The sequence below is a fragment of the Mucilaginibacter flavus genome (assembly GCF_030409315.1).
Classification (GTDB): Bacteria; Bacteroidota; Bacteroidia; order Sphingobacteriales; family Sphingobacteriaceae; genus Mucilaginibacter; species Mucilaginibacter flavus.
In genome coordinates this window covers 1-13,636 of the sequence record NZ_JAUFPS010000034.1, presented here as the reverse complement: position 1 = coordinate 13,636, position 13,636 = coordinate 1, and the positions used below count along the sequence as shown (strand labels likewise).

Here is a 13,636-nt window from a genome sequence, read left to right as displayed (position 1 = left end):
AATTTTTAACATAAACGTGTTTTACGCATAGCGTTCAATATATTTATAGCGTTAATGCCATTTTATAATGCATGCCTTTGGTGTGCATTTTTCCTGTTTTAAACCAAGGATATTTTTGAGATAATATGAGCGATTTACAAATTAAAAAATCATCAGAAACGTACGATGTAGTTATTGTTGGTTCTGGTGCCGGTGGTGGTATGGCGGGTTATGTTTTAGCCCACGCCGGTGTTAAAGTGCTGATGCTGGAGGCGGGTGCCTATTTCGATCCGCAAAAAGATTCGGCCCAGTTAAAGTGGCCATGGGAGTCGCCGCGCCGTGGCGCTGGTACTACCCGCCCGTTTGGCGATTTTGACGCTGCCTTTGGTGGCTGGCAAATTGAAGGCGAGCCTTACACCACCAAAGATAAAACTGAATTTTTCTGGTTCCGCTCACGTATGTTAGGCGGTCGTACCAATCACTGGGGCCGTATTTCTTTACGTATGGGGCCGCATGATTTTAAGGCTAAAGATGGCCTAACTGACGACTGGCCAATTACTTACGAAGAGGTAAAACCTTTTTACGATAAGGTTGACAAAATGATAGGTGTTTATGGCACCAAAGAAGGCCTGGAGAACGAGCCGGATGGCATCTTTTTACCGCCGCCAAAGCCCAGACTTAATGAGCTTTACATTGTTGACGGAGCCAAAAAAGCAGGGGTAACTATTATCCCTGGTCGTGGTGCGGTTTTGACAGAAGCTTTACCAAATAATAAAGACCGTGGTGCCTGTTTCTTTTGCGGCCAGTGCGGGCGCAGCTGTAAAATTTATGGCGATTTCTCGGCATCATCATGTTTGGTGATCCCGGCGATAAAAACAGGTAATTTAAAAGTGATCACCAACGCTATGGTGCGCGAAGTGATTACCAATAAGGAAGGCCTGGCAACAGGAGTATCTTACGTAAACCGCGAGGATTTACAGGAGTACCAGGTAAATGCCAAAACGGTAATCCTTGGTGCCAGTGCCGGCGAATCGGCCAGGATTTTATTGAACTCAAAATCGGCGGCACACCCGGGCGGCTTAGCCAATAGCAGCGGCGTAGTTGGTCACTATTTACATGATTCAACAGGTTCAAGCGCGGGCGGCTTTTTGCCACAGCTGATGGATCGTAAACGCTATAACGAAGATGGTGCCGGCAGTGTGCACATTTACTCGCCATGGTGGTTAGATAATAAAAAACTGGATTTCCCTCGCGGCTACCATATTGAATACGGTGGCGGCTTGCACATGCCATCATACGGCTTTAGCGGCGGCATTCATAACATGAATGGTATGGTACCGGGTAAAGATGGTAAACCACATGAAGCCGGTGGCTATGGCGCGTCTTTGAAAGAAGATTACCGTCGTTTTTACGGCACCCAGTTTGGTATGGCCGGCCGAGGTACCGCTATTGCCCGTTATGATAACTATTGCGAGATAGATCCAAACGTGGTTGATAAATACGGTATCCCGGTATTGCGTTTCCATTATAAATGGGCCGATGACGAGATTAAACAAGCCAAACACATGCAGGAAACCTTCCAGGAAATTATGCACAACATGGGCGCTATTTATGGCCCACCGCAAGGCCCCGAAACCAATTACGGTTTAGAGGCACCGGGCAAAATTATCCATGAGGTGGGTACCATTCGTATGGGCGATGATCCTAAAAAATCGGCATTAAATAAATGGTGCCAGGCACATGATTGTAAAAACCTGTTTGTGGTTGATGCCGCGCCGTTTGTACAGCAGGGCGATAAAAACGCAACCTGGACTATCCTGGCCATGAGCATGCGTACCGCCGAATACATTTTACAGCAGAGAAAAGCACTTAACGTTTAACAGCTAACCCAATAAAATATCATGAACAGACGTGACTCCATTAAAGCTTTAGGCTTTACCACACTATCGGCAGGATTATTACTGGAAGCCTGTAAAACCGATACTAAACCGGCAGAAGAAACCCCGGCAGCAGCCGAGGCCGAAGCTGGCAGGCAGGCTTTTGAAATTGAACGCGATCAAAAACTGCATGCCGAGAAGTTTTTTACCGCGGCAGAAATGGCCACCATTACTGTTTTGGGCGATATCATTATCCCTAAAGACGCAAAATCGGGCAGCGCATCTGATGCCAAGGTGCCGGAATTTATTGAGTTTATTGTAAAAGATATCCCCGATCATAAAACCCCCATGCGTGGCGGTTTGCGCTGGTTAGATGTGCAATGCCTTAACCGCTTTGGTAAAGTATTTACCGATTGCAGCAAAGCCCAGCAAATTGAACTGGTTGATATGATAGCCTACCCGGCGAAAGCTAAACCAGAAATGGCGCAGGGTGTAGCCTTTTTTAACCGCATGCGCGATTTAACCGCATCGGGTTTTTATACCACCAAAATAGGTATAGATGATATTGGCTACGTAGGCAACTCACCAAACAAATGGACCGGTGTACCTGATGATGTGTTAAAACACTACAACATGCAGGATGTAAAAGCAGGAGTTTAAGTAAAACAAAAAAGGTGTCGATAAGACACCTTTTTTGTTTGGGGGGAGATTGGGTTATCCTACACCTCAAAGTCATGCCGAACTTGTTTCGGCACCTCACATGTTAAGTATACTTCAGGCAGTACATCTGTCCAGTGGGGTGCTGAAACGAGTTCAGCATGACATCTCATTTATTCATCATCTGCACATCTAAAATTTGCACACCTGCACATCTACTTCGCGTCGTTAATCTCTTTGATAGCTTCATCAGCAACTTTTACAGATGCATCGTCATTCAATTTCTGGCGTTGCTCTTTAATGTCGGTGATCATTTTGATAACTACATCGCCTGCACCCTGGCTTTTGTAGGTAATACCAAAAGCTTTCACCTCGTTGATACCTTGCTGCGCATATGCCGGATTGGTAACCCTACCAGCCAATGAAGCGTATTTACGCATGCTGTCAAACCTGGCCTGCGGACCGCTTTCATGATATTGCTTGTTAACAAATGGCCATTGCTCATCGCCGCCGTTGGTTGCATATACAGCTAAAATGGCTGCGGTAAGGCCACCTTCATTGTCTTTTTCGAAGCCTTTGGCCAATGTCATGGCCTGCGGTCCGTCAAGCAAAGCAATAGCGTTTAAAGCGGCTCCCTGCACAGCATATGATTGGCTGCTTAACGCTTGTTTAAATATATTAAGGTTGCCAGATGCTTTTAAACCTCCTAATGCCTTAATGGCGGCTGCACGTGTTAAGGTGTTAGCATCCGTTTGTGCCATTTGCGCCAGGATAGGTTGCGCCGCGTTGCGGATGGCATCGTTATCCAATTTTAAAGTTCTGATAGCTTTACTGCGGAGGCCGTAGTACTTATCTTTTAGGGCGGCAATTAATATTTTTTGTCCGTCTTTATCGGTTTGTTTGTCGGCGGCAGCGTTAATAGCTTCTAACCTATCTAAATAAAGCGGAGCGTTAAAATATTGAAAAGCGTACTCCTGCAGAGTTTTGTGGTCTGTTTTTTTAGTCAATAAAACTTTGTCGCCGTCAACATTCACCAAATCGGGTTTGGCATCCAGTTTAAAGGTAAGGGTATCGTTTTGATCATTCATCCAAACTTTATGGCGCGTTTTTTTGCCGCCGGCATAAATATCAATGGCCATTGGTAATTTAAAGATCTGGCCATCCTGGCTTTGTTGCAGGTAAACGGTTTGGGTTTTAGTAGCATCATCCCATTTGTAGCTGATATCCAATATAGGGTGACCGGCACCATAATACCATTGGTTAAAGTACCAGTTTAAATCAAGGCCGCTGGCTTCTTCAAAGGCTAAACGCAGTTGCTGTGCTTCACCATTTTTAAACGCGTTTGTTTTTAGGTAGATGTTTAATCCTTTAAAGAAAGCAGCTTCGCCTAAATAATTGCGCAACATGTTTAAAATCCGGCCGCCTTTTTGGTAGGTAACCACATCAAACACATCTTCCTTATCGGCATAATGGAAACGAACCAGGTTTTTGGTGCGGGCATCTGGCGATTGCAGATAGTTTTGCATATCAATATAGTTATGCTCATCGGCCACATCTTTACCGTATTTATGCTCGGCCCAAAGGGTTTCGCTAAAGTTGGCGAATGATTCATTTACGGTTAGGTTGCTCCAGCTTTCGGCAGTAACATAATCGCCAAACCATTGGTGAAAAAGCTCATGTACAATAGTGCTGCGTCCGTCGTTATAATAAGCATCCAACAGTTCGCGTGGTGTGGTTTGCACATAAGCTCCATGTAAGGTGGCCGATGTGTTTTCCATAGCGCCGCTCACGTAATCGCGCACTACAATTTGCGAGTATTTATACCATGGGAAATCAACACCTAAGGTTTTTGAATAAAACTCGATAGCTTCCGGTGTCATCCCGAAAATTTCTTTGGCGTATGGCGCGTATTTTGGCTCCAGGTAATAGTTTACCTCTTTATCGCGCCATTTATCTTTATAAATTTTAAAATCACCAACGGCCATCATAAATAAATATGGCGAGTGGGGCAAATCCTGTTTCCAGGTATCGGTACGGGTGCCATCGGCATTGTTTTTTTGCGATACCAGTTTACCGTTTGATAACGTAACGTATTTTGATAAAACAGTCATGCTGATCTCTTCGGTAGTTTTCTGGCTTGGCTTGTCAATAGTAGGAAACCATGCCGATGAGCTTTCGGTTTCGCCCTGCGTCCAGATCTGGGTTGGCTTGTCCTTTTCAGTACCATCGGGGTTAATAAAATATAAGCCTTTGGCATCATTGATGGCCGCGCTGCCTTTTACCTTAAGTTCGTTTGGTTTGGAGGTGTAATCAATATAAATGGTATAGCTTTCGTTGTTGTGGTAAACCTTATCAAGTTTAATTGCAACGGTAAGGCTATCCTGGTAAGTAAATTTTAGCGGGATGTTTTTACCGTTTTTTACTACGGCGATAGTTTTTAAATCCATGCCTTTGGCATCTAACCTAAGGCTATCTGTTGGGTAAAAATGAGGTTTTAAAGTAACCCATTCCTTGCCGTACATATAGCGTTTTTTGTAGTCGAAACGCACATCCAGTTTGGTATGTACCAGGTCGTTCACTTTGGTGGGTACGCCACGGTAAATTTTAAGGGCGGGATCTTCGGGTTGCGGCGTTTGGGCCTGCGAAGAGGTAACAACTGCAGCAAGCATACATGATAACAGCAGTGTTGAAATTGGTTTCAGATCAGTCATATATAGAAATTAATAATACGCAAACGTAGACGGATGAGTTGAAATATACATCCGCCGTGCAAAAATGTTTCAGGGTTTAAAATACCTATGACGCATCAAGGCATTTTATGTTACCGTAAACGAAAATTATTTGCGGTGGAGAGGGGGTGAAGTGTTATAGGGAAAAAGTGGTGCGGTGGTGCGATTCTTTCCTGGGGGAAGGAGGCAATGCCATTAAGTTAAGGATTTAATGTTGATTTTAATATCGAACACTAAATGTCCAATATCGAATAATGAGGTAAAACCCTTCGGTGTTGGAGATTCGAAATTCATTATTCGATATTATTTCTAATTCTGTTTTTCGTTAACTTAATGACATTGGGCTAAAGCCGCAAAAAGGGTAGGGAAGATAATTTTTTTTGCCCCTCTATGCGACGCAGTCGGAGAGAGGGGAGACGTTAGTTAGCTAACTGATCGTCGGGGTGTGTCGTCTGCGCCTTGTTCACGTCATGCCGCCCTTTAGTTACCGAAAATCTTATTAAAGGCAACAACAATCTATTTTCTTTGGTTTTTAAACACTTGATCAAACCAATCTGCCCCTGTTTTAAAACAACGTGGTAGTAAAGCCAAAGCTAAAATTAACGCTTTGGGGGTTAAGCAGCTTGTAACTATTTCTGGGCGACAGGTAAAAATAGGATGGTTCAAACGTAAGGGCAAAATGCTCGGCCAGGTAATATTCTATGCCTCCACTTAATTTCATGGAAAAATGCCTGCGCGTGACCTGGTTAATGGTGATGGCACCGTCTTTATCTGTTACCTTATCATAACTGTTGATAGCGATGCCTGGTTGCAACAACGCAAACAGTTTTACCAGCCCCGCTTTTTTACGATACCCCACCCCTAATGAAAAAATAGAAGATGATAGCTTACCATTATTTACATTGGTAGGGGAGTTGCTGTAAACTTGCTGGTAGTGGTTAGTGATGGCATCATAATTAAAGCGATAGAATAGCGCGTCGCCGGCTGTGGGGCGTACTTCTAAGGCGGTGTTTAACATTAGCCCTCTTTTTACACTTTCGTCCAGGCCGCCAAACGGAATACTCACCCCCACTGCACCGGGGAAGTAAATTTTTGACATAAAGCTTTCTGTTTGTGCATAGCTATTTTTAACACTCCAGATGGTTATCAGCAGAACGATCCATTTTTTAATCATTTCCTGTTCAGTTTTTGAAAAGGAATTTTAAGGATATTTAAAAAGCGAGCGTTTATGTGCGGTTCCATATGCGTATCAACGCCGTAAACGGTATGTTCAGGATCAAGTTCGGCATAGGTACCAAAGAGCCGGTCCCAAATGCAAAGCACGTCGCCGTAATTGCAATCGGTATAAGGTAATTGGTAATGATGATGTACCTGGTGCAGGTTGGGCGTAATGAAAACCAACCCTACAATCTTATTGACTTTGTGCGGCAACCTGAACTCGGTATGCGCGGTAATATTGGCAAAGGTTTGAACTGTTTGGCGTAATACCAAAACCAGGGCTGTTGGCCCCAATAAAAATACCCAAAGCATTAAAAAGGAAGTCCGGATAAAAGTTTCGCCCGGATGCTCGCGGGTGGTGGTAGATACATCTACCTGCAAATCGCTATGGTGCACCAGGTGAAACTTCCACAGAAAATCAAACTTGTGCATAATCACATGGTAAGTATACTCGCACAGGTCCATCAACATAAACAGGCTGATATAATAAACCCAGGGATTATTGTGAAAAGGAATCCAGTTAACAAGTCCCCAGTGGTGATTATTAGTCCAGTTGCACAGGAGCAAAACATTACCGATCATAAAAAGCTGTATAGGCAGCGCGGTAATGATAAAAGACAGGTTAACCCGGGTATGATTTAATTTAGATTTCAATATTACCGGACTAACCACCGCTTCGCACACCCACAGCGAAATCAAAACAGCGGCAAAATAAATGAGTTGAATGGTATCCTGATGATCTAAATTAACGTTATTAACAGCCATTTTACTTGTTTAGTGTCTACAGTTTCCGCAACAATTCAGTATTTTCAGAAAATCTGCATTGTAACAAACATATCTACCGATTCTGAAATAATACTGAATTTACGCCCGCTTAACATAAAAGGTAAGTAATAAAAAAACACACTAACCCCATAAAGCGTAACAGGCCCGGTGCATCCGCCGGGCCTGTTACGCTTTAGTTATATTATTAATTTTAATTAAAGGGCCGCATGTTGCGGAGCAGCGGCATGCTTGTACTCCATATACAGATACTTGATCTGGTATTGCCTGTTTACCTTGTCATAAGTCATGAGGTTGCCACCTTGCTGAAAAAAGCTGTTTACGCTATACTTAAAGTCGGTTTGGGCGGCAAAGCTTTTATCAATATTATCTATTGTTAAATTAAATACCGGGGTAGCGGCATCAATACTGTAAAAGTAGCTTTCAACCTGCTTTAAGCCTTTGCCTTGTTGGGCTAATTGGTTATGACTATAAAGCGTGAAACCTGTTGTATCCAGTACCCGGTAAACTTCACCCTGGTAAAACCGGTAGCTTTGCCCGTTTTGGCTATAGCCATACATCTGGCTTTTGGCAAGCCTAGTTTTTTGGCCATGGCTTATTATCGTTACGTTTTTGCCGTTCAAAAAATCGTTAAGCAGCAGCTTATCGCCGGCACCTAAAGTATAGCTTAATTTGCCGGTTTTAAAATCCTGTTCTGTTATATAAATGCCGGTTGTTTTGTTTGTTGTTTGTGCCTGTAACCTGGTACCTTGTACACAAATTACCATCGCTGCGATGAGCACTTTGATTGAATTTTTCATGACTATTTGTTTTATTGTTGTGGTATAGCAAAGGCGCTATAGCATTTTTAAAAAGCCGGGTGGCGAAACCCGGCTCCCAACCTTACTAAACTTAGCTAAACAATCAATCCTAAGTTATGGTAGGTTTGTTTTAGTATTTTGTGGTTAAAAGCGCACCAGTAGCGCGGCTATAAACCTTGTTTCAGAATTTACCAGATCGGGGGTGAAAGAGCCAACCGGCGTGGTGTTATAACCATCGGGCGATGTTACGCCGCCATGGCCTGCAAAGTATGGCACGTTGGCATGGCGGTGTACTACCTCTAATCTAAAAGTGAGGTAATCATTAGGCATCAGGTCAACGGTGGTTGAGTAATCATAAGCCTTAAATTTATCGCCCGGATTGGCCGAGAACGGATGGGTACCTGTAGCACCTGTGTTTACAGCCGGGATTGGATTGGCATCACCGGTTGGGTAAAGTACCAGGTAACGGCCAGGGTTATTCATTAAACCACCGCCAAACGTCCAGCCCAGGTGGCCTTTAGCCATTACCATGCGGTGGTAAAGCATGGCACTGGCAAAATATTGTGCAGGGCCTTTAACAGGGTCTGATGTAAAGCCATTTACGCCGTCGCCTTTTTCATCGCCAAGGTCCCCGGTTATGGAGAAGGCGGCGCTGTTTACAAAGGAGCTTTTGTTGGTGCTTTTAAAGTAACGTACCTCAACGCTGTTATCGGTATGGAAGCGTTTGCGGCCCGGTTTATCCTGGGTATCGGCACCGTAATAGTTATTGGTGAGCACTTGTAACCACTCGGTTGGCCGCCATAAAATCTGACCGCCTATGCCGGGCCTGCTGTTAAACATGCCGTATGATTGCCAGCCGTTTATTAACCAAGGCTCTATCTTTAACTTGTCCGATACAAATATCTGCACACGTACGCCGTTAAAAAACCATGGCGTATTGTCGCTGGTAAATGATGGCTGATAAGCCCAGTTTTCGGCATTATAGTAAGAGAACAAGCCGATGTACGACATGAAAATACCGGCATCAACGTTAATACCGTTCAGCACGTTAAAGTGATAACCCGCGTTGGCTTCGCTCAAATAACGGTAAGCGGTTGAAAGATCATACTGACCACGGGTTACACTTAAATCATTACGGGGCACAACGGTTGCACGGGTACCAAACTGGGTAAGTACGCTGGCACGCACGTTATCGTAATGAAAATCGCCACCAAAGGCAACCGTCGAAATTTCAAATTCATGATCGCGGGCAAGGGCGGTTGAGCCCACCACGGTATGGTCAATCGGGTTGTTGTTTGATGCGGTATAATTAAAATCCAACAGGAAACGGCCGGTAAAGTACTTGGTATCTAACAGGGCTTTGTGGCGACGGTCGTTACCGTTAAGCCAGGTAAAATCGCCAAAGGCAAAAGGTTCGGGTTTGGTTTTCACGGTATCCTTAACCGTTACTGCGCTGTCTTTTTTAAGCGCGGTTGCCTGGTTCTGGGAATAGGCAGTAGAGATGGAGATGCCTAAAACAATTGATAAGAGAAGTTTTTTCATTTTGAATATGGATATTACTTGCTGGCATAAAGGGCAAAGCGATGATTGTTTAATGCTTTGCCCTTGTTTGCCGTTAACATGGCATGCTTGCCAATTGCTGTTCCGAATTTTGGGTATCCGGCTTGTTTTGTTTGATTATGAGGTGATTATCAATCAAACTTTTATTTGATGTTTTTTTATGGCGATAAAAGCATCTCATAATGAGAAGCTTGTTTTCTCAACCTGGTTAGTTTACCAATATCTGGTACTCTTCAATTTTGCGGTAAAGGGTGGCAAGGCCAATGCCCAACACCCGGGCAGCTTCGGTTTTGTTACCTTTTACATGGCGCAGTATCCTGCGGATGTGGTGTTTTTCCACACTGTTCAAATCAAGCGCTACAAGGTCATAATAGCCGCCGTTATGAAATTCGTTGGGCAACAGCCGCGGTGTAAGCATAGGTTCGTCCATGAGGATAATAACCCGCTCTATCACATTTTTTAGTTCGCGGATATTCCCGTTCCACTTATGTTGGTTAAGCAGCTTAAAAAACAGCGGATCAACGCCCGGCTGTTTCTTTTTAACCTTGGCCGAATACACCTTGATAAAATGCCGCGCCAATACCTCAATATCACCAACCCGCTCGCGCAGGGGCGGCAGCACAATAGAAAAGCCCGAAAGCCGGTAAAACAAATCGAGCCGAAAATGCCCTTCTTCCGATTCCTTTTGCAAATCGCGGTTGGTGGCGGCTATCAGCCGCACGTTTACTTTGGTGGTTTTGGTTTCGCCAATTTTAATGAAGGTGCCATTTTCCAGTACCCGTAGCACCTTGGCCTGCAAATCGTGGCTCATTTCGCCTAATTCATCTAAAAAAATGGTGCCGCCGTTAGCTTCTTCAAACAGGCCTTTTTTATCTTTAACCGCGCCGGTAAAAGCACCGGCTTTGTAGCCAAATAACTCGCTCTCCAATAGTTCTTTACTAAAAGCGCTGCAGTTTACGGCAACAAAAGGCTTGTCTTTTCGCAGGCTTTCGCAATGAATGGCTTCGGCAAATACTTCCTTGCCGGTACCGGTTTCGCCCAACAGCAAAACGGTGGCGTCTGTTTGGGCTACCTTTTTAGCCAGTTCAACGGCCTCTAAAATAGCCGGCGACTGTCCCAGCACTATCGGGAAGCCGTGCTGCAATTCGGCCTGGTGCTGTAATTCGCTTACCTGGTATTGCAGGTTGGCCTTATCAATGGCCTTACTCACCAGGGGGATAATCTTGTCGTTATCATCGCCTTTGGTGAGGTAATCAAAAGCCCCGTTTTTGATGGCCAGCACCCCATCGGCAATGGTGCCGAAGGCTGTTAGATTAATCACTTCTATATATGGCTTTACCTGTTTTATTTTTTCAACCAGGTAAACCCCGTTGGCATCGGGCAATTTTACATCACTCAGCACTACGCGTATATCTTCGCGCTCTATCAGTTTTAAACCGGCTTTGGCATTGGCTGCCTGGTATACGTTGTAACCTTCCAGCACCAGTATGCGGGCCATCAGCTCGCTCAGTTTAATCTCGTCATCAATTATTAATATGCCTGATTTCATTTTTGTATTTGTTGGGATTGTTGATCAGCATCAGCGGTAAAGTATCCAATAGGCGGATGTACAGGCTGATCCCTTTTTTGATCTCTTCGAGGTAAATAAATTCATCTGAAGAGTGCGACCGGGCAGAGTCGCCCGGACCGATTTTAACCGATGGAACACTAAGCCAGGCCTGGTCTGACGTGGTGGGTGAGCTGTATGTTTTACAGCCAACCATTATCCCGGCTTTTACTATGGGGTGATCCATCGGTACCGACGAAGCGCCCAATGAACCCAGGCGGGGTGATACCTGGCAGGTGGTATTCTTTTTTATTACCTCCAATATTTCGCGCGCGGTAAAACTATCATCGTGCCTTATATCAACCGTAAACTCGCAGCGGGCCGGCACAATATTATGCTGCATACCCGCCTTAATAGTAGTAATGCTCATTTTTACCGTAGGCAGGCCTTTGAGTACCTGCGGAAACTGGTAGGTTTTAAACCATTGCAAATCTCGCAGGCATTTATGAATGGCGTTATCGCCCTCCTCGCGCGCGGCATGGCCCGATCGGCCGTTGCTCATACAGTCAATCACCAGGTTGCCCCGTTCGGCAACGGCCATTTGCAGCAGGGTAGGTTCGCCAACAATGGCCAGCTCCAATTTACCAAGTAAAGGCAAAATAGATTTGATACCGTTTTCGCCGGAGTTTTCCTCTTCGGCGGTAAGGGCCAGGCAAAGGTTAAAACCAAGCCCCTGGTAACTGTAAAAATGTAAAAACGCCGCAACAAGCGATACCAGGCAGCCGCCGGCGTCATTACTGCCTAAACCATACAATTTCCCGTCGGCTATTTCCGGGCAGAACGGGTCTTTAGTATAGCCCTCGTTTGGCATAACAGTATCCAAATGTGAGTTAAGCAATATTGTCGGTTTGGCCTCATCGTAGTATTTATTAGTACACCAAATATTGTTTCCTTTACGCTTTACCTTAATACCATAGCCTGTTAAGTATTGCTGCACAACATCGGCAGCCACATTTTCATTACCGCTAAACGACGATGTTTTGATAAGATGTTGCAGCAGCGCAACAGACTCGCTAAAAAGATGCGGGTTTACCGGCATGCCTTCCAGGGCAGGGGTAAACCCTTTTTTTATGTCTTTAATCATTGTCATACCTGGCCATTAATTTAATTGTGGATCAAACAGCATAGCGGTGCAAAGGCAGTTGCACCTGTTTTTGCTTTGCAATACATCATAATTAATACAGCTTTTGCAGCCATCCCAAAACTGGGGCTGTTGGGCTATTTCGGCATAGGTTACCGGCTCAAAACCTAATTTGCTGTTCATTTTCATGATAGCCAGGCCTGATGTAATGCTGAATACTTTGGCAGCCGGGTATTTGATGCGCGACAGTTCAAAAATTTGTGTTTTAATTTGAGAGGCAATACCGTTATTACGGTGTTTAGGCGATACGATAAGGCCGCTGTTAGATACGAACCGGCCGTTGTCCCAACATTCAATGTAGCTAAAGCCAACCCACTCGCCATTTTCTGTAAGGGCGATGATGGCCTTGCCCGTGTCTATTTTTTCGATAAGTGAGGCTGCCGAGCGCTTGGAGATACCCGAACCGCGGGCTATGGCCGAGCTTTCCATTTCATCAATGATCATACCTGCAAATACCACATCGGATGGGATTGCGGGTCTTACAATAATTCGTTCATCTTCCATTTCTTTTATGAGTTATTTCAGTTATCCCTGTCAGTCGTTTGATAACTGTACAAACCCAGATGCCAAAAGAATGCCCGATGTATGGCCTGGTGGCTAAATAGAGGTTTAGACTGTATAAATGAGTATTTTATTTATCGCGCCAATGTTTGACGCACAAAAAAAGCCTATCAAAATGAAAGGCTTTTCTTATCAAATTAAGTGGTTTTAATAATTAGTGCACCGGTAGGTGATGCGCCGGGCTATCTGCCATTTGTTCCAGGTAACCTTCTTCGGTAACCGCCAAGGTACTAACTGCCACAGGAGCTTGTTTTTTAACACGTTTAGGACCACTTAGCGGAACAACAATAACTGCTATAAAAGCAATTACCTCATGCACAATATAAAATGCTGCCATGATATTTAATTTTTAAAGATATACCGGCGACGTTACCATATACATGCCAACAAGTAACGGGAAGTTATAAAAGTGCCTTTAGGTGTAATAAACCAATAAAATCATTTTCGTTTATTAGCAGATGGTATAAAGGCCCCTATCATTTTGAAAGGTAAAGCTTATCATTTTGATATGGCGGGAGTAATGCAAGCCCAGCAATCGGCTCTGTATTTCGGCGACGACTCACCCGGTCTACGCTTCGCTGGACCACCCTCTCTCCGGCAGGCCGCAAAGAGGGTTAAAGAAACAAAAATATTCTCGCCCCGCTATGCGACGCAGTCGGAGAGAGATTCTGTGTTAATTATCAAATAATTTTTAATTTTGTTTTATTAAGGCGGCTTTAAAGCCA

General features: G+C 44.4%; 11 protein-coding genes. 2 read left to right on the top strand and 9 right to left on the bottom strand.

Annotated elements, in window-relative coordinates; genetic code table 11:
- The first annotated feature begins 125 nt into the window (after nucleotides 1-125).
- Together QWZ17_RS15355 and QWZ17_RS15350 are read left to right on the top strand one after the other, a co-directional pair.
- Nucleotides 126-1,859, top strand: coding sequence for a GMC family oxidoreductase (locus QWZ17_RS15355; protein ID WP_290306141.1), 1,734 nt, complete (start codon nucleotides 126-128; stop codon nucleotides 1,857-1,859).
- Between the two features lie 21 nt (nucleotides 1,860-1,880).
- Nucleotides 1,881-2,516 (top strand): gluconate 2-dehydrogenase subunit 3 family protein, encoded by a 636-nt coding sequence (locus QWZ17_RS15350; protein ID WP_290306140.1) that lies wholly within the window; start codon nucleotides 1,881-1,883, stop codon nucleotides 2,514-2,516.
- Nucleotides 2,517-2,728: 212 nt separating this feature from the next.
- Here QWZ17_RS15350 and QWZ17_RS15345 read toward each other — a convergent pair whose 3' ends face one another.
- The 9 genes from QWZ17_RS15345 to QWZ17_RS15305 all read right to left on the bottom strand — a co-directional run bounded on the left by QWZ17_RS15345 (nucleotide 2,729) and on the right by QWZ17_RS15305 (nucleotide 13,248).
- On the bottom strand, nucleotides 2,729-5,224 hold the full coding sequence (locus QWZ17_RS15345; protein ID WP_290306139.1) for a M1 family metallopeptidase: 2,496 nt from the start codon (nucleotides 5,222-5,224) through the stop codon (nucleotides 2,729-2,731).
- Nucleotides 5,225-5,807: 583 nt separating this feature from the next.
- Nucleotides 5,808-6,416, bottom strand: a complete 609-nt coding sequence (locus QWZ17_RS15340; RefSeq protein ID WP_290306138.1) for an outer membrane beta-barrel protein — start codon at nucleotides 6,414-6,416, stop codon at nucleotides 5,808-5,810.
- Complete coding sequence (locus QWZ17_RS15335; protein WP_290306137.1) at nucleotides 6,413-7,225, bottom strand: sterol desaturase family protein; 813 nt, start codon at nucleotides 7,223-7,225, stop codon at nucleotides 6,413-6,415. The genes QWZ17_RS15340 and QWZ17_RS15335 overlap by 4 nt, the downstream gene beginning before the upstream one ends.
- Before the next feature lie 215 nt (nucleotides 7,226-7,440).
- Nucleotides 7,441-8,043 (bottom strand): hypothetical protein, encoded by a 603-nt coding sequence (locus QWZ17_RS15330; RefSeq protein ID WP_290306136.1) that lies wholly within the window; start codon nucleotides 8,041-8,043, stop codon nucleotides 7,441-7,443.
- A 144-nt stretch (nucleotides 8,044-8,187) separates the two neighbouring features.
- Nucleotides 8,188-9,585, bottom strand: coding sequence for an outer membrane beta-barrel protein (locus tag QWZ17_RS15325; protein ID WP_290306135.1), 1,398 nt, complete (start codon nucleotides 9,583-9,585; stop codon nucleotides 8,188-8,190).
- A gap of 226 nt (nucleotides 9,586-9,811) precedes the next feature.
- Nucleotides 9,812-11,152: a sigma-54-dependent transcriptional regulator gene (locus QWZ17_RS15320; protein ID WP_290306134.1), complete on the bottom strand. Its 1,341-nt coding sequence runs from the start codon at nucleotides 11,150-11,152 to the stop codon at nucleotides 9,812-9,814.
- Complete coding sequence (locus tag QWZ17_RS15315; RefSeq protein ID WP_353959499.1) at nucleotides 11,127-12,293, bottom strand: M20 family metallo-hydrolase; 1,167 nt, start codon at nucleotides 12,291-12,293, stop codon at nucleotides 11,127-11,129. Before QWZ17_RS15315 ends, QWZ17_RS15320 begins: the two co-directional genes overlap by 26 nt.
- 15 nt (nucleotides 12,294-12,308) lie before the next feature.
- Nucleotides 12,309-12,854 carry a GNAT family N-acetyltransferase gene (locus QWZ17_RS15310; RefSeq protein ID WP_290306133.1) on the bottom strand — a complete coding sequence of 182 codons (546 nt, stop codon included), beginning with the start codon at nucleotides 12,852-12,854 and terminating at the stop codon, nucleotides 12,309-12,311.
- A gap of 211 nt (nucleotides 12,855-13,065) precedes the next feature.
- Nucleotides 13,066-13,248, bottom strand: a complete 183-nt coding sequence (locus QWZ17_RS15305) for a hypothetical protein (RefSeq protein ID WP_290306132.1) — start codon at nucleotides 13,246-13,248, stop codon at nucleotides 13,066-13,068.
- Between the last annotated feature and the right edge of the window lie 388 nt (nucleotides 13,249-13,636).